26 protein-coding genes are annotated in these 24,976 nt (G+C 52.3%); 20 read left to right on the top strand and 6 right to left on the bottom strand.

What is annotated here, in order from left to right; translation table 11 throughout:
- Positions 1 to 36: 36 nt before the first annotated feature.
- Together MHI42_RS05165 and MHI42_RS05160 are read left to right on the top strand one after the other, a co-directional pair.
- On the top strand, positions 37 to 963 hold the full coding sequence (locus MHI42_RS05165) for an ABC transporter permease (protein ID WP_342423011.1): 927 nt from the start codon (positions 37 to 39) through the stop codon (positions 961 to 963).
- Positions 950 to 1,744 carry an ABC transporter ATP-binding protein gene (locus MHI42_RS05160; RefSeq protein WP_039298046.1) on the top strand — a complete coding sequence of 265 codons (795 nt, stop codon included), beginning with the start codon at positions 950 to 952 and terminating at the stop codon, positions 1,742 to 1,744. Before MHI42_RS05165 ends, MHI42_RS05160 begins: the two co-directional genes overlap by 14 nt.
- Before the next feature lie 110 nt (positions 1,745 to 1,854).
- Here MHI42_RS05160 and MHI42_RS05155 read toward each other — a convergent pair whose 3' ends face one another.
- Positions 1,855 to 2,340: a DinB family protein gene (locus MHI42_RS05155; RefSeq protein ID WP_342423010.1), complete on the bottom strand. Its 486-nt coding sequence runs from the start codon at positions 2,338 to 2,340 to the stop codon at positions 1,855 to 1,857.
- Positions 2,341 to 2,534: 194 nt separating this feature from the next.
- Here MHI42_RS05155 and MHI42_RS05150 point away from each other — a divergent pair, with 194 nt between their 5' ends.
- The 4 genes from MHI42_RS05150 (at position 2,535) to MHI42_RS05135 (ending at position 7,588) form a co-directional block, all read left to right on the top strand.
- Entirely contained in the window at positions 2,535 to 3,326 is a 792-nt protein-coding gene (locus MHI42_RS05150) for an SDR family NAD(P)-dependent oxidoreductase (RefSeq protein ID WP_342423009.1), read from the top strand.
- Positions 3,327 to 3,550: 224 nt separating this feature from the next.
- Positions 3,551 to 4,276 (top strand): MgtC/SapB family protein, encoded by a 726-nt coding sequence (locus MHI42_RS05145; protein ID WP_042136622.1) that lies wholly within the window; start codon positions 3,551 to 3,553, stop codon positions 4,274 to 4,276.
- Positions 4,277 to 4,362: 86 nt separating this feature from the next.
- The gene (locus MHI42_RS05140; protein WP_042136624.1) at positions 4,363 to 5,352 is read left to right on the top strand and encodes an aldose 1-epimerase; all 990 of its coding nucleotides are present in this window, start codon (positions 4,363 to 4,365) and stop codon (positions 5,350 to 5,352) included.
- A 424-nt stretch (positions 5,353 to 5,776) separates the two neighbouring features.
- A complete protein-coding gene (locus MHI42_RS05135; RefSeq protein ID WP_342423008.1) occupies positions 5,777 to 7,588 on the top strand; it encodes an LTA synthase family protein in 1,812 nt (603 codons plus the stop codon).
- A 15-nt stretch (positions 7,589 to 7,603) separates the two neighbouring features.
- Here the strand turns inward: MHI42_RS05135 and MHI42_RS05130 are convergent, their stop codons facing one another.
- The 4 genes from MHI42_RS05130 to MHI42_RS05115 form a co-directional block, all read right to left on the bottom strand.
- Positions 7,604 to 8,590, bottom strand: coding sequence for a hypothetical protein (locus MHI42_RS05130; RefSeq protein ID WP_342423007.1), 987 nt, complete (start codon positions 8,588 to 8,590; stop codon positions 7,604 to 7,606).
- Positions 8,587 to 9,579, bottom strand: a complete 993-nt coding sequence (locus MHI42_RS05125) for a hypothetical protein (protein ID WP_342423006.1) — start codon at positions 9,577 to 9,579, stop codon at positions 8,587 to 8,589. Before MHI42_RS05125 ends, MHI42_RS05130 begins: the two co-directional genes overlap by 4 nt.
- Positions 9,569 to 10,489 carry a WYL domain-containing protein gene (locus tag MHI42_RS05120; RefSeq protein WP_342423005.1) on the bottom strand — a complete coding sequence of 307 codons (921 nt, stop codon included), beginning with the start codon at positions 10,487 to 10,489 and terminating at the stop codon, positions 9,569 to 9,571. Before MHI42_RS05120 ends, MHI42_RS05125 begins: the two co-directional genes overlap by 11 nt.
- A gap of 126 nt (positions 10,490 to 10,615) precedes the next feature.
- A complete protein-coding gene (locus tag MHI42_RS05115) occupies positions 10,616 to 10,804 on the bottom strand; it encodes a hypothetical protein (protein WP_042136633.1) in 189 nt (62 codons plus the stop codon).
- Positions 10,805 to 11,072: 268 nt separating this feature from the next.
- Between MHI42_RS05115 and MHI42_RS05110 the strand changes: the two genes are divergently transcribed.
- From MHI42_RS05110 to MHI42_RS05065, 10 genes are all read left to right on the top strand, one after another.
- On the top strand, positions 11,073 to 12,086 hold the full coding sequence (locus MHI42_RS05110) for a substrate-binding domain-containing protein (RefSeq protein ID WP_342423004.1): 1,014 nt from the start codon (positions 11,073 to 11,075) through the stop codon (positions 12,084 to 12,086).
- Positions 12,087 to 12,116: 30 nt separating this feature from the next.
- Positions 12,117 to 13,982, top strand: a complete 1,866-nt coding sequence (locus MHI42_RS05105; protein WP_342423003.1) for a sensor histidine kinase — start codon at positions 12,117 to 12,119, stop codon at positions 13,980 to 13,982.
- Between the two features lie 21 nt (positions 13,983 to 14,003).
- Complete coding sequence (locus tag MHI42_RS05100; protein ID WP_342423002.1) at positions 14,004 to 15,239, top strand: response regulator; 1,236 nt, start codon at positions 14,004 to 14,006, stop codon at positions 15,237 to 15,239.
- 36 nt (positions 15,240 to 15,275) lie between these two features.
- Positions 15,276 to 15,608 carry a hypothetical protein gene (locus MHI42_RS05095; protein WP_341068173.1) on the top strand — a complete coding sequence of 111 codons (333 nt, stop codon included), beginning with the start codon at positions 15,276 to 15,278 and terminating at the stop codon, positions 15,606 to 15,608.
- A gap of 200 nt (positions 15,609 to 15,808) precedes the next feature.
- A complete protein-coding gene (gene chvE, locus MHI42_RS05090; protein WP_342423001.1) occupies positions 15,809 to 16,897 on the top strand; it encodes a multiple monosaccharide ABC transporter substrate-binding protein in 1,089 nt (362 codons plus the stop codon).
- A gap of 156 nt (positions 16,898 to 17,053) precedes the next feature.
- Entirely contained in the window at positions 17,054 to 18,583 is a 1,530-nt protein-coding gene (mmsA, locus tag MHI42_RS05085) for a multiple monosaccharide ABC transporter ATP-binding protein (RefSeq protein ID WP_042136642.1), read from the top strand.
- 6 nt (positions 18,584 to 18,589) lie between these two features.
- Positions 18,590 to 19,753: a multiple monosaccharide ABC transporter permease gene (gene mmsB, locus MHI42_RS05080; RefSeq protein ID WP_171716413.1), complete on the top strand. Its 1,164-nt coding sequence runs from the start codon at positions 18,590 to 18,592 to the stop codon at positions 19,751 to 19,753.
- 151 nt (positions 19,754 to 19,904) lie between these two features.
- Complete coding sequence (locus MHI42_RS05075) at positions 19,905 to 20,573, top strand: TraX family protein (RefSeq protein ID WP_342423000.1); 669 nt, start codon at positions 19,905 to 19,907, stop codon at positions 20,571 to 20,573.
- Positions 20,574 to 20,666: 93 nt separating this feature from the next.
- Entirely contained in the window at positions 20,667 to 22,175 is a 1,509-nt protein-coding gene (locus tag MHI42_RS05070) for a copper amine oxidase N-terminal domain-containing protein (RefSeq protein ID WP_171716411.1), read from the top strand.
- A gap of 75 nt (positions 22,176 to 22,250) precedes the next feature.
- A complete protein-coding gene (locus tag MHI42_RS05065; RefSeq protein WP_342422999.1) occupies positions 22,251 to 22,577 on the top strand; it encodes a hypothetical protein in 327 nt (108 codons plus the stop codon).
- 29 nt (positions 22,578 to 22,606) lie between these two features.
- Here MHI42_RS05065 and MHI42_RS05060 read toward each other — a convergent pair whose 3' ends face one another.
- Positions 22,607 to 22,960 (bottom strand): DoxX family protein, encoded by a 354-nt coding sequence (locus MHI42_RS05060; protein WP_342422998.1) that lies wholly within the window; start codon positions 22,958 to 22,960, stop codon positions 22,607 to 22,609.
- 137 nt (positions 22,961 to 23,097) lie between these two features.
- On the opposite strand from MHI42_RS05060, the gene MHI42_RS05055 reads away from it, so the two are divergent.
- From MHI42_RS05055 to MHI42_RS05040, 4 genes are all read left to right on the top strand, one after another.
- Positions 23,098 to 23,442: a helix-turn-helix domain-containing protein gene (locus MHI42_RS05055; protein WP_342422997.1), complete on the top strand. Its 345-nt coding sequence runs from the start codon at positions 23,098 to 23,100 to the stop codon at positions 23,440 to 23,442.
- A gap of 137 nt (positions 23,443 to 23,579) precedes the next feature.
- A complete protein-coding gene (locus MHI42_RS05050; protein ID WP_342422996.1) occupies positions 23,580 to 24,080 on the top strand; it encodes a MerR family transcriptional regulator in 501 nt (166 codons plus the stop codon).
- Between the two features lie 2 nt (positions 24,081 to 24,082).
- Positions 24,083 to 24,514 carry an SRPBCC domain-containing protein gene (locus tag MHI42_RS05045; RefSeq protein WP_171716405.1) on the top strand — a complete coding sequence of 144 codons (432 nt, stop codon included), beginning with the start codon at positions 24,083 to 24,085 and terminating at the stop codon, positions 24,512 to 24,514.
- Positions 24,515 to 24,525: 11 nt separating this feature from the next.
- Positions 24,526 to 24,972 carry an SRPBCC family protein gene (locus tag MHI42_RS05040; RefSeq protein WP_342422995.1) on the top strand — a complete coding sequence of 149 codons (447 nt, stop codon included), beginning with the start codon at positions 24,526 to 24,528 and terminating at the stop codon, positions 24,970 to 24,972.
- The last annotated feature ends 4 nt before the right edge of the window (positions 24,973 to 24,976 follow it).

Below are 24,976 nucleotides of genomic sequence, written 5' to 3'. Positions count from 1 at the left end.
CGGGCGCCCTTTGCCGCTTGAAGGAGGAAGTCATCTATGTATAGTTCATTAATCGGCGCCCTGGAAATGGGCCTGTTGTACGCTTTTATGGCACTCGGGGTGTATATTACCTTTCGTATTCTTGATTTCCCGGATTTAACTGTGGATGGAAGCTTCACCACCGGCGGCGCGATTGCAGCGGTCATGATTACCCATGGTTATTCTCCGCTGCTTGCAACATTCTGTGCCCTGCTCGGAGGGATGGCTGCAGGCATGTGTACAGGTCTGCTGCACACAAAAGGGAAGATCAACGGCCTGCTATCCGGGATTCTCATGATGATTGCGCTATATTCCATCAATCTGCGGATTCTCGTGCGGCCGAATGTTTCCTTAATGGGTGAGGTATCCCTCTTCAGCTCTATTAATCCTTTGCTGGTTATGCCTTTTGTGGTTCTGCTGGTCAAGATTCTGATGGATCTGTTCCTGCGTACAGACCTTGGACTTGCCCTGCGTGCTACAGGAGATAATTCCCGGATGATCCGCAGCTTCGGTGTCAATACGGATACTACTACGATTCTCGGCATCAGTCTTGCGAACGGAATGGTGGCCCTCTCGGGTGCGCTGATCGCCCAATATTCTACGTTTGCCGATTCATCCATGGGTATAGGCATGATTGTTATCGGGCTTGCTTCGGTAATTATCGGGGAAGCGATATTCGGTGCGGGCAACGTCTTCCGTGCTACATTGGCCGTAGTGCTCGGCTCCATAGTCTACCGGATCGTTGTGGCGCTGGCTCTGCGGGTGCCATGGCTCAAGGCTTCGGATCTCAAGCTGATTACGGCTATTATCGTTATCATTGCCCTCGTCTTCCCGTCCGTTCAGCGGTTCCTGAAGCAGAAGACGATGGCCCGCAGACGGACTGAAGAGCTTGCGGAGCTGACGCGCAGCAGCAAGAAAGGAGGGGCAGCAGATGCTAAAGCTTGATAACGTATCCAAGCTGTTCAACCCGGGTTCACCTGACGAGAAGATCGCCCTGCTGGGCATAGATCTTGAGCTGAGTGCCGGAGATTTCGTGACCATTATCGGCAGCAACGGGGCCGGTAAATCGACACTGATGAATATTATTTCCGGTGTTATGAAGCCGGATCTCGGTGAAGCGCGCATTGAAGGCAGCTCGATCAGCAATCTGGCCGAATACCAGCGTGCACGCTGGATCGGCCGGGTCTTCCAGGACCCGATGGCCGGTACGGCGCCTCATATGACCATTGAGGAGAATCTGGCCATGGCTTATAAGCGGGGCCAGAGCCGCGGGCTGTCCTTCGGGGTGAATGCGGCCAGACGCACGCTGTTCCGGGAGCAGCTCAGCAAGCTGGGCATTGGCCTGGAGAACAGGCTGCGCGCTAAGGTAGGGCTGCTCTCCGGAGGCGAGCGGCAGGCGCTTAGCCTGCTGATGGCGACCTTCACCCAGCCGCAGATTCTGCTGCTGGATGAGCATACAGCTGCGCTGGACCCTTCGCGCGCTGAACTGATCACGAAGCTTACGGAATCCATTGTACGTGAGATGAAGCTGACTACACTGATGGTCACCCACAACATGGATCAGGCCATCCGTTTAGGCAACCGGCTGATTATGATGGACAAGGGGTCGATCATTCTCGATTTTGATGAATCCCGCAAGAAGGATCTGACGGTAGAACGGCTGCTTGGTGAGTTCGAAGCCATCAGCGGCCATAAGCTGGCGGATGACCGGATGATGCTGGGATAAGCAGGGATTGAACTGAAGAAGGCTTGAGTGCTGTCTGTTAGCTGGACAGCTGCTCAAGCCTTTATTGTTGTGTCTTTGTCTTTACATTTTTAATGGTGCAGAGAATGGGGTCAAATTCCATCCAGGGCTTCCTTCAGCTGAGCCAGATGACGTTCTTCATGAATGCCGATGAAATCCACCCACTGGGCGACATCCATCGGGCCGAACACCGGGTGGGGATACAGCTTGCGGTTCCACAGGCTCTCTTCACTCTGGCCCAGCACCGACTTCAGGTCAGAACGGGACTGGTCCAGCCGGGCCCGTACATCGCCAAGCGGGATGAATTCCTCGGACGGTACAAGATGGGGCGGGGCATCAATGAACCGGTTGCGGTCCAGCGTCAGCTGATAGGGCTTCGGCTCTGTGACAGCTTCTTCCGTGGCAGCAAGCGCCTGCATGATCCCGGCGGTGATCGCTTTTTCCATCAGATACAGATGCTCCAGCACTTGCACAGGTGACCATTTGCCTTCGGCTGGCTTCCGGTTCAGGGTCTCGGACGAGAGGCCGGAGACTGCAGCGCAGATCTGATCACGAATCTCTTCATTATGGTTCATCATGAGTAATAATCTCCTCTGTGTAGAAAATAAAGGCATGTCTAAAGTCAATTTCATTAATGCCTCTTAAATTATATCCCCAAATGAGGATGGGCAAAACAGCAGGGCAGCCGATTCACAACGCGGTATGAGAGGTAAAGTTTAAGGAGAGAACTTGACTTGAACAATAACAACGACCTTGGGAGGAGACTACACTTATGACCACTAAGAAACTGGAAGGCAAAGTAGCAATCGTAACCGGAGGCGGATCGGGGATCGGCCGGGCGTCGGTGCTGGAGTTCGCCAGAAACGGAGCCAAGGTGGCACTTCTGGACCGCACAGTGGAGAACGCAGAGAAGGTCGCACGTCAGGTGGTGCAGGAAGGCGGAGAAGCCGCTGTGTTCGAATGCGACATCGCAGAGCCGCAGCAGGTGGAGGAAGCCGTGAAGCTGGTTGTGGCCAAGTGGGGGCAGCTGGACATCGTGTTCGCGAATGCCGGAATTAATGGTGCGATGACACCGATTGAGACGATGGATATCGAGTCCTGGGACCAGACCATTCAGATCAATCTGCGCGGTACGTTCGCTACGGTTAAATATGCCATCCCCCATTTGAAGGAGCAGGGCGGCAGTATCCTGATCAACAGCTCCATCAACGGTAACCGGGTATTCTCCAACATCGGGTTCTCGGCATACAGCACCACGAAGGCCGGGCAGGTCGCTTTTATGAAAATGGCGGCGCTGGAGCTGGCCCAGTACAAAATCCGCGTAAACGCCATCTGTCCTGGTGCGATCACCACCAACATTGATGACAATACGTACCCTTCGGATGATCTTAAGGAAGTGCAAATCGAGGTTGAATTCCCGGATGGCGGACAGCCGCTGGAGAAGGGGCCCGGGCGACCTGATCAGGTAGCCAAGCTGGCGCTGTTCCTGGCTTCTGCGGATTCGGATCATATTACCGGAACGGAAATCTATTGTGACGGAGCAGAATCGCTGCTGCATGGCTGATTCTTCTAATCGTACTTTAACACTCATATAATGGGTGAAGTACAGCCTTTAACTGAAGCGGACGTTGTCCCTTTGCCGGAGCTCATCAGAAACCGTTTGATGACCGGCTGCAGAGGTGCAGGCGTCCGTTTATTCTTTTGAAATCAGCTTGCGAAAAATTACAGTAAAGCTTGCAGTGATTTTCAGGTATACTGTTTCTATCTGTCACGGAGAGGAGGACAACAATGAACATTGATTTACACACAGAATCGATTGTGAAGCTGCTTGTGGCCATGCTGTTCGGGCTGTTCATCGGGATTGACCGGCAATTGAAACAGAAACCGCTGGGAATCCGGACCAGTATGGTCATTAGTATCGCCAGCTGTCTGGTAACGCTGGTCTCGATTCATGCTTATGATAAATTCGGCGGGCCGGAGCATCCCAATATGGACCCGATGCGTCTGGCGGCGCAGATTGTCAGCGGGATCGGTTTTCTCGGGGCAGGCGTTATTCTGCGCAGAGGCGGAGATGCGATATCGGGACTGACATCAGCGGCGCTCATCTGGACGGCTTCCGGTATCGGAATTGCGGTCGGCGCGGGATTCTATGTAGAAGCGGGTTATGCAGTGGTGCTGCTTATGTTCGCGGTAAATGCGGTGCCCCTGCTAATTAAGGCCATCGGCCCGGAAGTGCTGAACAAACATGAGATATCGATTAAAATCATCATGGAACCGAACTATATTCTAACCGATGTGATCCAGAAAATTGAGCAGCGCCATATCATCGCCGAGCAGCGTAAAACGCGTAAAACCGGACGGACGATCCGGCGGATGAAGATCAAGGATCTCGAAGACGGGAGACAAATGATTGATATGGTGATCTCCGCACCGGACCGTGATTATGCTACGGAAATCTATTATGATGTGAAGAAAATTGAGCATGTCATGAGCGTCGAAGTGGAACAACTGTAAAAATGACATGTTGCCGATCCGGCAGATGTGGTACTCTATCTATGAGAGAGTCATTATGAGCTTATGGAAGGGAGATTAAAATTATTATGTCGATTACTGCATTTGAAGGACAATATGAGGGAGAAGCCGCAGTCTGGCTCAAGGCCGGACGTTATGAGGCAGCCGTTCTGCCGGGCATCGGAGGCAACCTGATCTGCTTCCGTGATACTGAGAGCGGTTACCGTTTCCTGCATGAGCCAGGCGCAGAGGAAATGGAAGCCTTCAAGGCAAGCCCCGGGATTCACGGTATCCCTGTACTGTTCCCGCCGAACCGTTATGAGGATGGAGAGTTCCCGTGGAATGGACAAACCTACCGTTTCCCTGTTAATGAAGCCAAGACTGGCAACCATTTGCACGGATTCCTACATACAGCGGCCTGGGAGGTCGAAGAATTCGGCAGCGGCAAAAGCGAAAGCTTCGTCACTGTAGCGATTAAGGTGGATGAGAATCATCCTTCTTATCAATATCTGCCGTTCAAATACACCGTCAAGCTGCGCTATACTCTGGGAGAAGGCGGCCTGTCCCAGCAGTTGCTGGTCCATAATGACGGTGCAGAGCTGATGCCTTGTCTGCTGGCGTTCCATACTGCCATTAATGCACCGTTCGCACCCGGCAGTACGCCGCAGGATTACCGCGTGAAGCTGACTATCGGCGAGCGCTGGGAGCTTAGCGACCGGATGCTGCCGACCGGCAAATTCCAGGAGCTGACTGCGGATGAAGTGGCACTGCGTGATGAGGGCTTGTATCCGTTCTATGCGCCAATGGACAACCACTATACCGCTGTAGCCCAGAACGGCCGCAACCGCATGGAGCTTACCGACAGCAAAGCTGGCGTTACGCTGGTGTATGATGTGGGAACCTCTTATAAGCAGTGGATGATCTGGAACAATGGAGCTACTGAAGGATTCTTCTGTCCGGAGCCGCAGATCAACCTGGTTAATGCACCGAAGGTAGATCTTCCTGCCGATGACATCGGATTGTTTGGTCTGGAGCCGGGAGAGTATTGGGAGGAGACTAGCCGCCTGTATGTGAAGTAGGGGGGTATAAACTGAATTTCAGAAGTTAACATAAAGCTTCGGCGTCACTGCGGTGAAGATTTGGACTTCCGGCCGCTGTTGTCCCCAGATTTCTTGATATATACCGCTGCCCGCGGTTGAAATCCGGTGACAAAGGCGGACGCTACCGCTCCTACAGTTCCAAATTTCCCCTCCGGTCCTTTTGCTTTTTGTTATTTCTTTTTTCAGTTTATATAGTTGTAGAGTTAGCAGAATGAAGAGCAGCGAAGTTCGCTGCTCTTTTTTGCGTGAAATACCATGCTGATAAACTCGTATCAGGGGATTATGGAAGAGGCTGTAAGGTGCATAATACGAAGATGTACTTCTTTTGGATACTGAATTTTAAGGCGGCTTTAAGCTAAAAGGCGTATACTACTCCTTTAATCAAGTATAGGAGTGAATCCATTTGTCGCGGTTATTGCCTTCCAAACGTTTGTCTTATTTGCTGTTAGTCCTGCTGGCCGGGGGATTTGTGCTGAATTATTTCCTGCAGGCGGCTTCCTTTAGTATGAATTTGACAGGTGCTCTGCAGTGGATCGGCAGGTACCCATGGCTGTATGGTGCAGGAAGCTTATTCATTTTCTTCATCCTGCTCTTAAGTTCAGTGATATTGCCTAATACATATGCGGGGCCAGCGGTTGTCAGTGTACTATGTCTGCTGCTGGGTATTGCCGATTATCAGAAGCTTGTTACGAGGGGCGAACCTCTTTTTCCATGGGATCTCATGCTGGTCAAAAATGCCGGCGAAATGAGCAAGATTACCAAAGGTATGATCTCACCACTAGCGGTAATAGCTGCGATATTAGTGGCTGTTGGTCTGACGTACATGATCCGCAAGCTGCCCAGGAACAGAATCAACCTGCCTTTACGCCTAAGTCTAGGCGGGATCTCTGTGGCGCTGAGCGCAGGGTTTCTTGTGCTTGTCTCGGGCCATTCATCTGTTGTTACGGCTATGAACTACCAGAACATCTTCTGGAACCAGAAGGTGAACTATACGCAGAACGGATTCATATTTGCTTTTGCCGGGAATTTGCGCCAGAGCCTGCTGGAGAAGCCGGAGGGGTACAGCCGTGAAGCGGTTGAAGCGGTGGCATCCAAGTATTCGGCATTGCCGGATGCACCGGCAGTAGCTATTCCAGGGGAAAAGCCGAATATTCTGTTTATGATGGACGAGGCTTTTTTTGATCCTACGCGTCTTCCGGGGTATACCTTAAGCGAAGATCCGCTGAAATTCATTCATGCGGCGGCGGGGGAGACTCCGTCTGGTTATTTGCTGTCACCGGAATTCGGCGGCAATACGGCCAATGTTGAATTCGAGGCCCTGACCGGGCTGTCGATGTATTTCCTTGGAGACGGAACCATTCCCTATCAACAGCGGATTGTCAAAATGTCCTCACTGCCGTCGATCGTCAGTATTCTGAAATCGCGGGGCTATCAGGCACTGGCGCTGCATCCGTTCGATGAGACCTTCTATAACCGCAACCGGGTCTATCCGGTACTGGGTTTCGACAGCTTCATCAGTGAAAAGGATCTGCCGGATGCTAACCGTATCACCCCGGATGGCTATATCTCCGACAAGGCTGCTGTACAGGAGGCTGTCCGCGAGCTTAAGTCGGCGTCCGGGCCGGCCTTCCTGCATCTGGTGACGATGCAGAATCATTTCCCCTTTACCAAAGGGGTGAACGGACCGAACACGATTACCGTAGAAGGCGGACAGCCGGCGCAGAAGGACGAGCTGGAGACCTATGTGCAGGATACTAAGCTGACTGATGAGGCACTGGCTTATCTGCAGCAGGAGCTGCTGACGATTGAACGTCCAACCATTGCTGTATTCTGGGGTGACCATCTGCCGGCGCTGACCGCCGGGATCTATACAGAGGCTGGCTGGGATCAGGAGCCTAGGCTGAAGCACGAGACACAGCTGCTGATTCTGGCTAACTATGAGATCGGGAATGAGACGCTGGGGACACTTAGCCCGGCTTTCCTTGGCCCGACCGTCTTTAGACTATCCGGCCAGCCGCTGCCTGCTTATTACAAGCTGCTGAAGCAGGTGCAGGAAGAAATCCCCGGTCTCAGCAAGAATGTGCTGGTCGGGTCCGGCAGCAGCGGAATCCTGAGGGGATTGACATCCGGGCAGCAGGAGCTGCTCAATGACTATCGCCTGATCGAGTATGATCTGCTGGAAGGGGAGAAGTACGCGGAAGGCTTAATGTTCTAACCGGAATGGCTAGAATCAGCGCAGCCCCACATCATGGAAGCGGTTCTCGATCGGCTCGCGCAGCAGCAGGCGGATGGACTGGATCGCTTCGGTCTCGGTATGCTTAGCCTCGCGGATGAGAGGAAGCAGCCTTTGTTGCCGTAGAGCTGGAGTGTGTGACGCGTCCGGGCTTAATAGAGCCGCAATTTCATGATAGACAGCAGAGAGACGCTCATAATGGCTGGCGGTAGACTCGAGCTCAGGCCAATATTCGCAGGCTGCTCTGGTGTAGCTGGACGCGTCTTTCTTAGAGGCAGCATAGAACACCAAGGTTTCATATGCACCGGCAGCATCATATGATCTGCCTGACAAGGCGTCCAGCATGGCATCATAAGCCTGCAGACCGCAGGCATACTGCGATTCCGGCAGCATCGGATCATGTACCTCTGCCTTGTATACAGCCTGGATGAAGGATTCTCTGATCACCTGCCGTATGTCCTTCTGGATCTGTCCTTCGAAGATCTGACAGTGCCAATAAGGGCCTACATTTCTTCCCAGCTGATCATAAGGCAGCTCCAGTTCTGCTCTTGAAGATATTTCGTTGTAGCAGAATACCTGCTTCTGATCATCGGAGCGGGTTATCACCACAAACTGATCTTTCCAGCAGATGACGCCTGTGCCTTGCTTAAGCGATTTGCGGATTGCCAGGATAGCCTGCTTCTGATAGAGCGGAAACGTAGGGGTGAAATGAAACCCTGCCGCTTGTGCAGAGACAATGCCGATTAAATCTGCTGCCACCGTGTGCTCAGCCATCCAGTTATAAGCCATTGGTGAGTCACGGTGAAGCTGTCTATGCAAGGACAGACGGAAGCAGGAGGCAGTCATTCCGGATAACATATATTTGGGCATTGTGAACCAGCCGTTAGCCGACAGAACCTGGTACATGGCATCTACATAAGAATGAGACAATTGCGGAGGATGCACGGCCGCCGGTACTGAATCCAATTCTGTTCTGTTCATCATCTGGCCGTATGCGCCCCCCATCTTGGAATAATTGAACGTTTCCGGTCCGGATACCGCCCGGAGATAATTCTAAGCTGCTGCATAGCGCGTTCCTCCAGCTCAAGCGCCTGCTGCAGGGTGGTACAGAGTGAGGGAAGCTGCTGGTGTACCAGCGCCCGGCTGCTGTTAGTCAACGGAAGTGCAACCTTCAACTGCCCGCGCACCATCTCTTCCAGCTCAGCATAAATACTGTGTACCTCGTTCAGGCCCGGCAATACGGACTCAACCTCCTGCAGATAACTCGTGATCTCTGAGCGCGCCGTCAGGTAAGATTCGAGAATATAGACGGCCCCGCTGCTGTCGAACTCTCCCTGCTGAAGAGCCCGGATCAGGAAGCTGTAAGCCAGTCTGCCTGATGCAATGCTCTGATCGGGCAGTGTTTTGTACGGAGTCTCCCAATCCTCAAGGGCGAGCCTCAGTGATTCCAGTACTGCGTCACGCAGCGGAATATCCACCTTATCTCCGATATACTGGCAATACCAGAACGGGGTAATGTTGAGGCCGAAATTATCATAGAGCACATAACGGGTCCCGATGGACGATCCATCCTGCACATAGAACACCCGGTCGTCCTCATCATAGCCGTGAATAACGCCGAACTCCGGTATCCAGTAGACACAGGCGAGTCCGCGGTCCAGACTATGCTTCACATCTTCAATGGCGGCCTGCTGATATACGGCGAACGAATCATGTCTTGTTCTGCCTCCGCTATGTCCGGTAAGGATGCCGAGATTATCGATGGCCGGTCCATGCTCTTTGCCCCACTGTCCATACGCAGTAACGGAGAAGGGGAAGAGCTTCTCATGTACAGAGAATTTGAAGGCCATACCACTGAGCCCGGAGAGCATGAATGTGGGTCCATGGAATAACCCGGAGGCAGTGAGAACGGCATAGAGGGCATCGGTAATAGATTTGGATTCGCGCTTCATTTGTATTCCGTTAATGATCACTCCGACCCTCCTGTTCATTCAGCAGATTCAGTACGTTCTGGCATCTGATTCTTACTTTCTCTTTCAGCCATTTGGGGGACAGGATTTCGGACCATTCCGAGCTGAACAGCTGCCCCACAAAGGCCTCCGTGTCAAAAAATTCGATTTCATAGACTTCTCCATCAGCGGATCGGATCGTATACCCTCCCCATGAGGAATCCGCAGGCATCCCGCTCAGCCGGATTCTGGCTGTGAACGGCTTCAGCTGTCTATTCTGTTCCGGCGGAGCGGCTGAGAATTCATCGTCCGCTGCGAAATATCTGTCCGTCAGCTTCAGCTGCAGGATCTCGGTCAAGTTAAAAAACTCTGTCCGGGAATTCCCTTCTATGGCAGCAAGCACATAATCTTCCTCCAGACGGCGGCTCAGCTTCATTGGACAGAGATATAATTCCCGGGGGTGATCCGGCTGCTTCCGGCAGAGGATGTGTACTACCCTGCGGGCTTGAATAGCTTGCTCTAAGAGTCCGATGACCTGCAGACGCCGGGCATTTACTTCAAATACAGGCAGCTTGAATTCCCCTGCCTGCAAGGGCTGGTCTGTGAACCGTTCCAGCAGGCCACCGACTCTCCGGATAGTCTGGCCGTTCTCATAATCATAATGGCTGTACCGGTAAGCCAGATATTTCAGTACCTGCTGCTCTTCGTCCGTGATGTACAGATGAGGCAGGACAAAGCTGTTATCCTCATACATATACCCGCGCTGGCTGGCCACGTAGCGGAGCGGAGCCCGCAGAGATTCCGCCATATATTCAATATCCCGCTGCGCCTGGCGCCTGGAGATTTCGAATTGCTCCGCAAGAATATTGCTGTTCGGATAACAGGCATTTCTGATTTGCTGGTCAAACCACTGAATACGGTGAATATGGCTCATGCGGCTCCGCTCCTTTCTGTCAGATTTCAGTATAGCGTCTGATGAACTTCCACCGCAACAAGGCAAAGATGCCGCCCTGGCATCCATGCATGAAGCATGAAGCCGGGCGGACATCCGGGTTGTGTTTTACTTGGCTACGGCATCTACTTTGGCTTGTGGCGCCTTGTCACAGCGCTTGCAGACCTTCAGGGTTCCCCCGTCAGACTTTACTTTTGTGTAGAGCAGCTTAATTCTGGTTGTTCCGCAGACCGGGCAGGTGCCGCGGCCATGGGAGGGCAGGGTCCAGAGTACCCGTCCGCGCTTTGTTTTTACCATTTGTGTAGTCCTCATTTCAGCAATTTGAATGTTACTGTTCCAGTATAAAACAGCTGGTACGACATAAAATGTCGTATCAGATTCATAAATCTAAGAGCAAGGCTTCCGGGTTGTCCAACCCGTGCTCCAACTGATGCTCCGGCCGTAGCAGATCAATCCAGCGGATCGTAATTGACGGGAAGCCTGCCGAGCCCTTAGACTAGACTGGACATCGGTCAGGGCAAGTGGACGGTGTCCTTTACTTCTTGTTTTGAAAGGGGTTACATACGTGAAAAAACTCTGGCTAGTCTATGTGCTGCTAATCGGTATCTTCCTGATCTATGTGCTGAATTATAAGCAGCAGGGGGATTCGGCGGACCCGTGGGAGACAGCCGGACTGCGCGGGAATATTGAAGATAAATATGTGATGGTCACATTCCAGATCGGCATCGACTACTGGAAAAGCGTGCTGAAGGGCTTCGAGGATGCGGCAGAGGAGCTTAATGTGTCCGTGGAATACCACGGCTCGACCCAGCATAATGCCAATGAACAGATGACCGTGCTGGAGCAGACCATCGCCAAGAAGCCGGCGGGGATTGCGATTTCGGCGGTGAATTCCAAGCTGCTCACGGCGACGATCAACAAGGCGGTGGAGGCCGGCATTCCGGTGGTATTATTTGATTCGGGAGCGCCGGACAGCAAGGCTTATTCCTTCCTGGGAACGGATAATTACAATGCCGGGACCCAGGCCGCACACAAGATGGCTGAGCTGACCGGCAACAAAGGCGAAGTGGCCATCATCACCACACCGGATCAGCATAATCATCAAGAGCGGACCGATGGCTTCCGGGATACTATCCGAAACGAGTATCCGCAAATGAAGCTTGTAGCCGTCAAGGATGGCCGGGGAGACCAGGTGGCCTCGCGGGAAGCTGCCGAGCAGCTGCTGGCCGGGTATCCGCAGCTAGCCGGGATTTTTGCCACGGAATCCAATGGCGGGATCGGTGTGGCAGAGGCGGTGGATGCTGCTCAAGGCAGCGGCCTTGCACCGCAGATTATTAGCTTCGATACCGATAAGGGCACGCTCGATCTGGTGAAGGAAGGCAAGATTGCGGCAACCATGGCACAGGGGACCTGGAATATGGGCTATTGGTCGCTGACAGAGCTGTTTCATCTGCATCGTGATCTTGAAGCGGACCCTGAAGTGTATGCGAACAATAAGCCCGTACCCGTGCCGGATACGGTTGATACAGGGATAGACGTGGTCACACGGGTGAACGTGGATAACTATTATGCCAAGTAGGCTGCTGCTGCGGCAGAGGGGGAGCATGTGATGCGCAAGGGCAGCCTGAACATGGAGAAGCTGAAGCTGAATAATATGCCGATCCGCTACAAGCTGATTATTCATTTTTTGCTGATCAGCATTCTGCCCTCCATCGGGCTGGGGCTGCTGATTGGCTGGACGGTTGACCGGATCGTGGAGGAACAGAGCAACGAGAACACGGTGCAGCTGATCGGCAAGGTGAATACGGCCATAGAGAGCGATGTAGAGAATCTGCAGAAGATCACCTATCTGATTTCGTTTGACCCCGGTGTGCAGAAATTTCTGAAGGGGAATGTGACGGGTAACGGGCAGCGAGGCAGTACTGAGGACAACGGGGAGTCGGCGGAATATAACATCCGCAAGTTTCTGCAGGGCTTCACTACACTCAGCTCCGAGATTGCCGGGATTATGCTGGTCAATAGTGAAGGCGATTTCATCAGCAATGAGATGTATACCCGTTCCGGTACCCGGCTGACGGAGGAGGCCTGGTACAAGCAAGCAGCGGAGAATAAGGGGATCTTCAAAATTGTCGGGCATCCTTACGGCCGCGCTGTAATGTCCCATGTGGATTATAAGGAGAGCGAGGTGGTCTCCGCCGTAAGGGCAATTGTTGATCCTGAAACGCAGGTTGTGCAGGGAGTGGTGCTGGTCGACCTGAAGCTGCGGGTCATTGCCGAGACAGCCAGAGATGTCACACTGGGCAAGACGGGCTACCTGACGGTGGTGGACGACAACGGGGAGATGATCTACGCGCCGCAGCACCCTTTTATGCAAAAGATTCCGGCAGGCCTGTTCACCGAGTCTTCGGGCATCACCTCGGAAATCGTGGACGGCCGCCATTTGCAGCTGATCTACCGGACCTCTCCCTTTACAGGCTGGACAACGATGGGCGTGTTTCCGATGGATGAGTCAGCCTTTGGGGTGCGCGAGATTACCTTCAATGTCGTAACCTTCGTGTTTGTAGTCTGTATGCTGGGGATGACGGCTTCCTTCTACCTCGCGTATTCCATTTCACGTCCGATCGGACAACTGGCTTCCTTCATGAGCAAGGCGCAGTCGGGCGATCTGACGATCCGCTACTGGGGGAACCGTTCTGATGAGATCGGACTGCTCGGGCGCAGCTTCAATACCATGCTGGCCCAGATTGGCCGGCTCTTGTCCCTGACAGAACTGCAGGCGCGGCAAAAGAGGGAAGCGGAGCTGCGCAGTCTGCAGGCGCATATCAAACCGCATTTTCTCTACAATACACTGGATACAATCCACTGGATGGCCCGCAGCAAGGGGGCGGAGGATATTGCCGAGGTGGTGCAGTCCCTGTCCAAGCTGTTCCGGCTGGGCTTAAGCAAAGGGAGCGATATGATCCCGCTCTCCGATGAGCTGGAGCATATCGTCAGCTATCTGAAGATCCAGCATGTCCGCTACAGCAGCAAGCTGACATATTCCATCGAAGTGGAGCCGCAGCTTCAGGAGCTGTATGTGCTTAAGCTGCTGCTGCAGCCGATGGTGGAGAATGCGATTTATCACGGCATTAAGGAACGTCGCGGTCCCGGACATCTATCTATTGTGGTCGTGGAAAGGGAGAATGAGCTATACCTTACAGTTCGTGATGACGGTGCAGGGATCACTCCGCAGCGGCTGAGTCTGCTGAAGCAGCGGCTTGAGGCTGTAGGAACACAGGACAGCGGGCATATGGAGACAGAAGCGCCGCTGCCGGACAGCGCGGGAAGCGGCTACGGAATTCTGAACGTGCAGGCACGGATTAGACTGACCTATGGGAAGCCGTATGGAATTACACTTGAGAGTGAACCCGGAAGCGGAACGGTCGTAACCGTCCGGCATCCGGTGGTCCGTGACAGTTATCCTGCGAAGGATTAAGGAAGAGGAGGATATCCGAACATGCTGGACAAATGGAAAGTAATGATTGCCGATGATGAGGGGATCATCCGCGAAGGCATCCGGCAATGTGTGGACTGGGACGGTCTGGGGATGACTGTGGTTGCCGAGGCAGAAGACGGGGAAGAGGCGCTGGAGCTGGCGGTACAGCATTCCATTCATATTGCGCTGGTGGATCTTAATATGCCGATTATGCATGGCATGGAGCTGATGAAGCGGCTGAGGGAACAGCTGCCCGGCTGCAAAATCATCGTCATCACAGGCCATGATGAATTCTCATATGCCCAGGAGTCGATCCGTCTGCAGGTGAATGACTATATTCTGAAGCCAGCCGAGCCGAAGCAGCTGATGCAGGTGCTCCGGGGTGTCAGGGATGAGCTGGAATCGGAGAAGCAGCAGAGCCAGCATCTGCAGCAGGCCTCCCGGCAGCTGCAGAAGAATTTCCCGCTGCTGCGCGAGCGCTTCTGCCAGGAATGGCTGGACGGGAATCTGAGCCAGGCGGAGATCAGGGAGCAGCTGCAATTCCTGCAGCTGCCGCCGGAGCGGCCGGAGCGGATCGGCATTATCCGCTGGAGATGGGAGGGCCAGCATCCGGGGATGAAGGAGAACGAACGCCAGCTGTTCCTGTTCGCGATCGAGAATATCATCACGGAGCTGCTGGAGCCGTATACCAAGGTGATCTTCCGGGACACCGCCGGACTGGTCGTTGCACTGCTGTGGGATGACGCAGGCGAGCAGGTGTTTGCCGGGGTAGAAGGTGCTGTGCGCAGCAATCTCAAAATTGCTGTTGAAGTCGGCACCCGGCTTGTACTGGGGGAGATTACCGAGCTGGCTTCAGCCTACCGGAGCTGCCGGGTGGCGCTGGCCAAAGAGCAGCCGCTGTCACCGCTCGTCCGCCGGGCGAAGCAGTATATACAGGAGCATTACAGCGAATACGGGCTTACCCTGGAGGGGATGGCCGGCCAGCTTCTGGCGTCACCTGTATATCTCAGCCGCCTGTTCAAGCAGGAGCTGGGCGAATCCTTCGGCATGTATTTGACGCAAATACGAATCCGCCGGGCCGCCCAGCTGCTGCATTCAACAGAGCTGAGCATCCATGAGGTGGCTGAGCAGTCGGGGTATGAGACACAGCATTATTTCAGCACAGCTTTCAAGAGGCAGACCGGCGTGTCGCCCCTGCAGTTCCGCAAAGGGGTGCAGCCTGAGAATGGAAGTGACGGCAGGCGCAGAAAAGAGTAGGATGTTCATATATACATACCGCAAGGGGTGCGCAATTTGGAAGAAGTCAATGCTGTGAGCAATACCGGAACGGCCGGAGAATATAGGCAAGCTGCACTGGGCAGCATCGTAGTTCTGGAGTCGTGTCTGGAGAAATTTGCGTTCACCGAGCTGACCAGACAGCAGATGAATCAATTTTTCAGGCTGTCCTCAGGGCCTGCGGAAGCGGAGAATATCACCAGAAGAATCTCGGGTGTTTATATGGCTTTCTTAAGCAAGACCAATTTCAAACACAAGACTGCAGAGAGTAACCGTCTCCTGTTCACCCAATTGAAGCAGGAGCTGGAAGAGATCAAGCAGGCGTTAAGCGATTTGAATCAGCCCGTATAACTCCATTGCTTCACCCTTAACCGTGTGCGCCTCCGGGCTGCATGCGGTTTTTTGTTGTACCCTCCGATTACAAAAGTTGGAATTTTATAAAAACAGTAGTCTGAGTGTAAATACGCCCCATGGCCTCCGTTGCTATACTCAACATGTCACACGGGAGCACCCGTGGAAGACAACAGAATAGTCCAGGGGGTAGTGCAGGAATGAAAAAATATTCAGTGATCACATTGCTACTAACACTCGTACTCATCTTATCCGCATGCGGCAACAGCGGGAATTCCGCAAGCGGCGGAGACTCTTCCAAAGGCAAGGTCGGTATCGCCATGCCGACAAAATCCTCCGAACGCTGGGTGAATGACGGCAACAACATGGTGAAGGAGTTCGAGAAGCTGGGTTACGGCACTGATCTGCAGTATGCAGAGGATGTCGTGGAGAACCAGGTATCCCAGATTGAGAATATGATCACCAAAGGCGTGAATGCGATTGTAATCGCTTCAATTGACGGAGAGGCCCTGACGGATGTGCTGCAGAAGGCGCATGATGCGGATGTCAAAGTCATCGCTTATGACCGTCTGATCAAAAAAAGTGAATATGTAGACTACTATGCAACCTTCGATAATTTCAAGGTGGGCGTGCTGCAAGGCTCTTACATTGAAGAGAAGCTGGGCCTGAAAGACGGCAAAGGCCCATTCAATATCGAGCTGTTTGGCGGATCGCCGGATGACAACAATGCCTACTTCTTCTTCGATGGTGCGATGTCCATCCTGAAGCCATATATCGATTCCGGCAAGCTGGTCGTCCGCAGCAAGCAGCTTACGATGGATCAGGTCGCCACGCTGCGCTGGGACGGTGCTGCTGCCCAGGCGCGGATGGATAACCTGCTGAGCGCCAACTATGCCAGCGATAATCTCGACGCTGTACTCTCTCCTTATGATGGCATTAGCATCGGCATTCTCTCCTCCCTGAAGGGCGTGGGCTACGGCTCGGGCGACAAGCAGCTTCCGGTAGTTACCGGACAGGATGCCGAGCTGGCTTCCGTGAAATCCATTCTGGCCGGAGAGCAGACGCAGACGGTATTCAAGGATACCCGTGAGCTGGCCAAGAAGGCGGTGGAGATGACTGAAAGCGTGCTGAAGGGTACGGAAGCCGAAGTCAACGATACCACAACCTACGACAATGGTGTCAAAATCGTTCCGTCCTACCTGCTGGAACCAGTGTCTGTGGATGCAAGCAACGTAGACAAGGTGCTGGTAGACGGCGGCTACTATACCAAAGATCAGCTGGGAGAGTAACCGGCTGCACAGAGTGAACTTAAGAAGCAGGCAGAGATCCTTCTTAAGTTCAGCTTATATGGCAGTTATTAGCAGCGGTAAACCGGCGGCAGCCAGGATTCAGGACAGCCGCTGGCAGCCGCTGCACAGTCACAAGGAAAGCTGGGTGAGAGACACTTGAGTGAATATATCTTGGAGATGAAAGGCATTACGAAGACATTCCCCGGCGTCAAAGCGCTCGCGAATGTCAATCTGCAGGTTAAGGCAGGCGAGATCCACGCCCTCTGCGGGGAGAACGGGGCCGGTAAGTCCACGCTGATGAAGGTGCTTAGTGGAGTGTATCCGCATGGCACCTACGAAGGGGATATTTTGTATCAGGGGCAGGTATGCCAGTTCAAGGATATTAAGGACAGTGAGGGCCTGGGTATCGTCATTATCCATCAGGAGCTGGCGCTGATTCCGTATTTGTCGATTTCGGAGAACATCTTCCTCGGCAATGAGCAAGCGCGGCGCGGGGTGATCAACTGGAACGAAACGACGGTGAAGACCAAGGAGCTGCTTACAACCGTCGGCCTCAAGGAATCGCCGTTTACCGGAGTATCAACGATCGGCGTCGGCAAGCAGCAGCTCGTAGAGATCGCCAAGGCGCTCTCCAAGGAAGTGAAGCTGCTCATTCTCGATGAACCGACGGCGGCGCTGAACGAGGATGATAGCGAGAACCTGCTGCTGCTCATTCTGGAGCTGAAGAAGCGGGGGATTTCCTCGATTATCATTTCCCACAAATTGAACGAAATCGAGAAGATAGCGGATTCTGTAACGATTCTGCGGGATGGGCAGACCATTAAGACGCTGGATATGAAGCGCGATGCAGTCACTGAAGATGTGATTATTAAGGGCATGGTCGGGCGCGATCTGACGAACCGTTATCCGGAGCGGACGCCGGAGCTGGGGGAAACCATCTTCGAGATCCGTAACTGGGAAGTATATCATCCCACCCAGCAGGACCGCAAAATGCTGGATCAGATCAATCTGCACATCCGGCGCGGCGAGGTTGTCGGCATTGCCGGGCTGATGGGCGCTGGACGAACGGAGCTGGCCATGAGCGTGTTCGGGAAGTCTTACGGCAAGAGGATCAGCGGACAGACCTTTATGCACGGCAGAGAGGTACACCTTAACAATATTACCCAGGCAATAGAAAGCGGGCTAGCCTACGTCACTGAAGACCGCAAGCAATACGGCCTCATTCTGATTGACGATATCAAACGTAACATATCACTCAGCAATCTGAAGAAGCTCTCCCGCCGCGGGGTGATCAATGAGAATGAGGAAGTGCTGGTCGCCGAGGAATACCGGAAGAAGCTGAACATCAAGACGCCGAGCATTCTGCAAAAGACCGTCAATCTCAGCGGCGGCAACCAGCAGAAGGTGGTGCTCAGCAAATGGATCTATGCCCAGCCGGATATTCTGATCCTGGATGAGCCTACACGCGGGATTGATGTGGGCGCCAAATACGAAATCTACTCGATTATTAACGGTCTGGCGGCAGAAGGTAAGGGCGTGCTGGTTATCTCGTCCGAGCTGCCGGAAATTATCGGGATGTGTGACCGGATCTACACGATGTGCGAAGGGCGCATCAGCGGGGAAGTGGAGCGGAAGGATGCATCGCAGGAGCTGTTGATGAAATTTATGACACGAAGCAGGGGGTAACACCGCATGGGAGCCATTACTGAACTTTTCAAAAAGAATATCCGCCAATATGGCATGATTATTGCGTTGATCTTTATTTCTATTTTCTTTCAAATTATGACGGACGGCATTCTGCTGAAGCCGCTGAACGTAACCAATCTGATTCTGCAGAACAGCTATATTCTGGTGCTCGCCATCGGGATGGTACTCGTCATTATCACCGGGCACATTGATCTGTCAGTAGGTTCGGTGGCCGCCTTCATCGGCGCACTCTCGGCCATTATGATGGTCGATATGAAGATGAATCCTGTGCTAGCTGTGATTCTTTCGCTCTTGATGGGCGCTCTGGTCGGTGCCTGGCAGGGCTTCTGGGTCGCTTATATCAAAATCCCCGCGTTTATCGTCACCCTGGCAGGGATGCTGCTGTTCCGGGGCCTAACGATGATCGTGCTTAATGGACAATCCATTGCACCGTTTCCCAAGGCTTTTCAGAAGATCAGCTCGGGGTTCCTCCCTGATATCGCCGGCGGCAGTTCGCTGAATGTGCTGACCCTGGTCATCGGAGTCCTCCTGTCGGTTCTGGTTGTCTATCAGGAATACCGCAGCCGCAAAATTACCCTCAAATACGGATTTGAACAATCCCCGGTGTGGATTTCGGTTGGCAAGGCGGCGGCACTGGTCATTGTAATCAACCTGTTCACTTATGTCATTGCCCAATATAACGGGATTCCGAACATCCTCGTCATTCTGCTGGTGCTGATCGCGATTTATTCATTCGTCATGAATCACATGACGATGGGCCGGCATATCTACGCACTTGGCGGCAACGAGAAGGCGGCAAGCCTCTCCGGGGTCAAAACCAAACGTGTCACCTTCTGGGTATTCGTCAACATGGGTGTACTGGCCGCATTGTCCGGCTTGGTGTTCGCTGCACGGCTCAACTCGGCTACACCCAAAGCAGGCACCAACTTCGAGCTGGATGCCATTGCCGCCTGCTTCATCGGCGGAGCTTCCGCTTCCGGCGGGATCGGGACCGTGGTCGGCGCAATCATCGGCGGTCTGGTCATGGGGGTCATGAACAACGGGATGTCGCTCGTTGGCCTCGGCGTAGACTGGCAGCAGGGCATTAAAGGTCTGGTGCTGCTGCTGGCAGTTGGCTTTGATATTTATAATAAGTCGAAGACGGCTTAGGCTTGAAATGCCGCCAGAATTGCTCCCAGGCAGGGGGCAATTCTGGTTTTTTGACATAAAGATCCCATGCAACACTTGCAGCAACCCGTCCGGCCATGGATAATAGCATCTAAGGCGTAAACTAATACATAACTGTGACAGGAGGCCACAGATGCAGATTATTGCCATGCTGACCATGCTGATCGACCACATCGGCTATATTTTTTTCCCGGGCGAGCTTGCCTGGAGGTTTGTCGGGAGAATTGCTTTTCCGATTTACTGCTACGCGCTGGTGCAAGGGCATATACATACTTCATCGAGACCCCGCTATCTGCGGCGGCTGCTGGTGATCGCTCTGCTTGCCCAGATTCCGTACAATTTGGCACTGGACCCCGGCGGATGGAATGTGGTGTGCACCCTCCTGCTGTCTGCTGCCGTGCTGACGCTGCTCGATAAGCTGCCGAAGCTGTGGTACGGGATTCCGGTAGTTATCCTTGCGGTGCTGCTCATGGATCTTCTGCCGCTGGACTATAATGCGTACGGGCTGCTTCTGGTCCTGATTTTCCGTTATACCCGCTCGTATTGGCTTGTGCTGGCACATTTTGCACTGAATGTATTCTATTTGTTCTATTATAACTGGCTGGTGCAGATGGCTAGTATTGTGCCTACCCTTCTCATTGCGCTGACTCCGGGCTTCTGGATATTACTGGAGCGGAAACGGCTGCCGCGCTGGGTCTGGTGGTCATTTTATCCCGCACATTTAGCGGTACTTGCGTTGGTAAAGATTCTCTTTTTCCAAGATTGGGTATCTATAGAGTGGCGGAGTTTATTTACCCTATGAAGGGATAATAGAATCCGACCTCTACATTTACAAATCCTTCCTCCTTTGAGATGATGGATACGTTACCACATTATGAGCTAGAGGAGACATGCTATGAAGAAAATGAAAGCAAGAACTAAATGGCTGGTGCCGTTTCTTGCACTGCTGCTGATCCTGGCAGGCTGCCAAACCGTCGGTGGATTTGATGTCAACAAGGCATTGCTTGGGGATTTAGATGTGAAATCCTCAGAATCAAGCACAACGCTTAGCTTAAGCGCTGTTCCGGCAGTAGGCATCCGTGCAGAGGATCAGGAGATTGTTGATCTTATTAATTCATTATCCCTTACGCTTGGAAGTGTGAAGCTGCAGGACAACGGCAATGTCTCGGCATCGGGTATTGTCGGGTATAAGCAATCCAAAATTCCGTTCTCCTTCTTCATGGATCAGGCGAATATTGTATTTACGGCTGAAGGTGCGAAGCAGCCGTTCTACTTCCCGATTCAGGGATATGAAGACACACTCGGCATAGAAGGTCTGGATCAGACGAAGACACTGGAGCTTTCCAAGCTGATCTCCCAGTTCGTGGTGAAGAACCTGCCGAATCCTGGAGCAATTACAGTTGCCTCAGTATCGGAATCTGTATATGGCCAGCAGACCAGCTTGACGAAGCTACATACCGAAATTACGGGTGAAGAGCTTCCAGTCCTGCTGAAGAGCTTCCTGAGATCGATCTCCAAAGACACTGAAGGCTTCACTGCCCTGATCAGCGGCCTCTATGATTATCTGTATCCGCTGCTGGAGGCTTCAGGTGAAGATCTGAATAGTCTCGGCTTCGGAGAGATCCCGCTGGATGACAAAGAAGGCGTAGTCACTGTAGCGCATGATGCTGCCAAGCTGGCAGTGGATGCTCTCCTGTTGGTCTACGACAAGCAGCTCGAGAGTCTCTACGAGAGTACTCCTGAACTTAAGACTGTTCTCGGCAAAGACACGAAGCTGACCGTGGACCTGTTCGTGGACAGCGGCTTCCATGTCCGTAAGCAGAATATTGATCTCAAGGTTGCTCTTCCGGCCAGTGAAGATCTGCCGCTGCAGAGTATCAATGTGAAGCTGGTTTCAGAGACCTGGAACGTGAATGGTCCTGTAACTGCTGATCCGATCAGCACAACCGGCGGCATTGATTACTCGTCAGCGCAGCTTACACCGGGTGAGACGCTGAGAAGCTTTGAACAGGGTTCTGCGGTCTATAACCTGCTCAAGGATGATATGGGAATTACGTATAAGAGCCTGATGATCGCACCGGATGATGATTACTATTATCCTATCGTGGACAATGGCACCACTTATGTTCCGCTGCGCTATATTGCAGAGGACCTGGATGCTTCTGTTGAGTGGGATGCGGCTAATCGTGCGATTAATGTAACCGATGATGTCTACGGCGATCTGCTGGTATTCAAAATCGGCTCCGCACAGGCACAGATTGCCGGCGCTACCGTTAAGCTTCCACAGCCTGTATTCGTGGATGAATACGGAGATGCTTACGTGCCGCTGCGTGTTCTGGCACAAGGTCTCCATGCTACCGTTGAAGTGGATGAAGACGGATATATCTGGATTGACCGTCCGTAAGGTTTAAAGAGGTAAGCATGAAGCCGGAACCCCTAAGAAATTAGGTGGTTCCGGTTTTTTTTATATTCAGGTATAGTGAAATTAAAGAAAAGGATAAAATTTCAGATAAATGAAAGGGCGGCTAGGATGCAGCGGATCATTCTAATCTACAAACAATTCTTAACAGAACCTATGTGGTTTAAGATTCTTATTATTACCACATTGCTTGCGGCCGTTATATTTAGCAGCTCCTCTTTTCCGCAAAATGGTTATTATCAGCTAACCTCTAAATTAGCAGCAGCAATCTTTTTTACAGCCTATGGCGTTAATTTCCGTTCAAACACCCGGGTTTCTGCTGTTTTTTTTGTAATGGCGGCGGTATGCATTTTTCTGTCCTGGAATATCTGGACGGGCCAACTGTAAGCTGAGTAGGACTATCTTGATATTCTCGTTCAGAACCGTCCAACCGCGACAATTAGAGCCAACACGATAAAGATTATGTTCACGCCGATCTCCCGGTATTCCTTGCGTTTGATATGGAAAAGGGCGCCGCCTAGGACAGTCACTGCAAGAGCTGCTGCGGCAACCGGCGTTAACACAGGTACAATATTCAGCGAATAAGGAAGTATCAATCCGCCTGCGCCTAATAGTTCGGCTACCCCTATAAAGACCACTAATGCCTTGGGAACATCCGATACCCATCCCCAGGATTTTTTCGCCTGCCCGTACCGGAATGCCTTAAGCCAGCCCGAATATACAAAACCTGCTGCTGCAATTCCCTGTACAATCCACAATGCAATATTCATGAATGACTCCTCCAGATTACTTATTTGCCGTTCGTTACTGGTATAATAGCCCCAATGAAGCAGTACGCGAAAGTAGGCACTTTTAATAAACATAGTTAAGAAAAAGTAACCATACGCAGGATAAGGAGCTGGAGGCTGTGGAATCGTATTGTAAGTTTGAATCGGCACTGGACATTCTGATCGGCAAATGGAAGCCTGTTATTCTGCTGCAGCTAATGAACAAAGGCACCATGCGATTCGGAGAACTGCAGAAATCCATTCCGGATAATAACAAGAAGATGCTCACCCAGCAATTAAGAGAACTTGAGTATAACGATATCGTGCACCGTGAAGTGTACAATCAGATCCCGCCAAAGGTTGAATATTCAATCTCGGAATATGGGAAAGGATTAAGTTCTGTGCTGCAGGTATTGAATGATTGGGGAGTTTCTCATATGGAGCATATGACGAAGCTGTATGAAGCGGATCGTTCAGGGAGTTAAACGGGATTTTATCGGTGACCAACCGGTGCAGCCGCTAAAAGATATTTTTTAGTAGATATTTTCGCTTGCATCTTACGTTACGTCATCTTTTATACTAAAAACACCGGTAAACCGTTAACGTTAACGAAGGAGTAACTATGGAACGACACTGGAAAGTGGGGGGATTGGCCAAGCTGACTGGCTTGACTGTCCGGACGCTGCGGTTCTACGATCAGACCGGCTTGTTCTCGCCATCCGGCCGGACCGATTCCGGTCACAGGCTGTACAATGAAGCCGACCTGTCACAGCTGCAGCAGATTGTTTCACTTAAGGAATTGGGTTTATCCCTTGAGGAGATTAAGTCCATACTGGGCGGTGAACAAATCAGCGCACTAGAGATCGTAAACCTGCAGACGGGCCGGGTGAAAGAGCAGATCAGGCAGCAGCAGATTCTATTGGAGCAGTTGCAGCATGTATCTAAGCTAATGCAGGGCAAGACAGCGCTAGCGGTCGAAGATTTCACCCGGCTACTGCAGGCGATGAAAATAAGCCATGAGAAGCTGGTTGTTGAACGGCATACAAGCTGGGTGTACCGGCTGGATTCACTCGGGGATTTTCTTGCCGGAGCAAATAATGGATTGGAGTCAGAGGAGGACTAACCGTGACAGAACGTTTTGTTAAACATGCTACTTTTGTAGTCGAGCGGACATACGCCGCATCACCAGAGAGGGTCTACCAGGCTTGGGCTGACCCGGCTGCCAAGTCAAAATGGTTCTCCAAACCAGAAATTTTTGATTTTCGCGTCGGAGGTCGCGAATTCAGCAGAGGAGGTCCGCCGGACGGGCCGGTCTTTACCTTCGATGTATGCTACCAGGAGATAGTCCCACAGCAGCGGATTGTCTATACGTATACTCTGGATTCGGATGGGACTCGAATCTCCGTTTCAATTACAACGGTTGAGCTCATCCCGGTTGATGGCGGCACTACGCTGATATTCACTGAGCAGGGAGCGTTCTTCGACGGCTACGATACTCCAGAAGTGCGCGAGCATGGAACGAAGGAAATGCTTGATACTTTAGGCACTATACTCTAGGAGGCCGTGTTATGACAGGTGATATAGAGGAGAACGAAGTTATCAATTCACGCCGGTTCAATTATCCGCGGGAGGCCGTCTTCGGGGCTTGGACAAACCCTGAGCAGCTGGCCCGCTGGTGGGGGCCGGAGGGTTTCAGCAATACGTTTCATGAATTTGACTTGAGACCTGGAGGCGAGTGGCGGTTTGTTATGCATGGACCGGATGGGAAGAATTATCCCAATCACAGTGCTTTTGAAGAGATCGAACCTTTTGAGCGCATCGTCATCCATCATCTAAATGAACCTGAATTTCAGGTTACAGCAATATTTCAAGACAGTAACGGCGGGACAACTGTGATATTCCGTCAAGTATTTGTGAACCCGACATTCCTCGCAGGGGCCAGGCCGTTCCTGATGGAAGCTAATGAACAGAATTTCGACCGGCTGAATGAACTGTTGATAGAATTACATGGCTAATGAG

It is taken from the genome of Paenibacillus sp. FSL E2-0178 (assembly GCF_038593005.1).
Lineage (GTDB): Bacteria > Bacillota > Bacilli > Paenibacillales > Paenibacillaceae > Paenibacillus_AQ > Paenibacillus_AQ phytohabitans.
Note: the sequence above shows the minus strand (reverse complement) of the source record. Positions and strands in the feature narration are given on the sequence as shown.

What these genes read in the sequence shown, in the direction of transcription:
- mmsB (WP_171716413.1), top strand. Translation starts at nt 18,590, where the DNA reads ATGGGAGCCATTACTGAACTTTTCAAAAAGAATATCCGCCAATATGGC.
- MHI42_RS05130 (WP_342423007.1), bottom strand. Translation starts at nt 8,590, where the DNA reads ATGATGAACAGAACAGAATTGGATTCAGTACCGGCGGCCGTGCATCCT.
- MHI42_RS05040 (WP_342422995.1), top strand. Translation starts at nt 24,526, where the DNA reads ATGACAGGTGATATAGAGGAGAACGAAGTTATCAATTCACGCCGGTTC.
- MHI42_RS05165 (WP_342423011.1), top strand. Translation starts at nt 37, where the DNA reads ATGTATAGTTCATTAATCGGCGCCCTGGAAATGGGCCTGTTGTACGCT.
- MHI42_RS05075 (WP_342423000.1), top strand. Translation starts at nt 19,905, where the DNA reads ATGCAGATTATTGCCATGCTGACCATGCTGATCGACCACATCGGCTAT.
- MHI42_RS05050 (WP_342422996.1), top strand. Translation starts at nt 23,580, where the DNA reads ATGGAACGACACTGGAAAGTGGGGGGATTGGCCAAGCTGACTGGCTTG.
- chvE (WP_342423001.1), top strand. Translation starts at nt 15,809, where the DNA reads ATGAAAAAATATTCAGTGATCACATTGCTACTAACACTCGTACTCATC.
- MHI42_RS05150 (WP_342423009.1), top strand. Translation starts at nt 2,535, where the DNA reads ATGACCACTAAGAAACTGGAAGGCAAAGTAGCAATCGTAACCGGAGGC.
- MHI42_RS05100 (WP_342423002.1), top strand. Translation starts at nt 14,004, where the DNA reads ATGCTGGACAAATGGAAAGTAATGATTGCCGATGATGAGGGGATCATC.
- MHI42_RS05155 (WP_342423010.1), bottom strand. Translation starts at nt 2,340, where the DNA reads ATGATGAACCATAATGAAGAGATTCGTGATCAGATCTGCGCTGCAGTC.
- MHI42_RS05060 (WP_342422998.1), bottom strand. Translation starts at nt 22,960, where the DNA reads ATGAATATTGCATTGTGGATTGTACAGGGAATTGCAGCAGCAGGTTTT.
- MHI42_RS05120 (WP_342423005.1), bottom strand. Translation starts at nt 10,489, where the DNA reads ATGAGCCATATTCACCGTATTCAGTGGTTTGACCAGCAAATCAGAAAT.
- MHI42_RS05145 (WP_042136622.1), top strand. Translation starts at nt 3,551, where the DNA reads ATGAACATTGATTTACACACAGAATCGATTGTGAAGCTGCTTGTGGCC.
- MHI42_RS05160 (WP_039298046.1), top strand. Translation starts at nt 950, where the DNA reads ATGCTAAAGCTTGATAACGTATCCAAGCTGTTCAACCCGGGTTCACCT.
- MHI42_RS05115 (WP_042136633.1), bottom strand. Translation starts at nt 10,804, where the DNA reads ATGGTAAAAACAAAGCGCGGACGGGTACTCTGGACCCTGCCCTCCCAT.
- MHI42_RS05070 (WP_171716411.1), top strand. Translation starts at nt 20,667, where the DNA reads ATGAAGAAAATGAAAGCAAGAACTAAATGGCTGGTGCCGTTTCTTGCA.
- MHI42_RS05140 (WP_042136624.1), top strand. Translation starts at nt 4,363, where the DNA reads ATGTCGATTACTGCATTTGAAGGACAATATGAGGGAGAAGCCGCAGTC.
- MHI42_RS05105 (WP_342423003.1), top strand. Translation starts at nt 12,117, where the DNA reads ATGCGCAAGGGCAGCCTGAACATGGAGAAGCTGAAGCTGAATAATATG.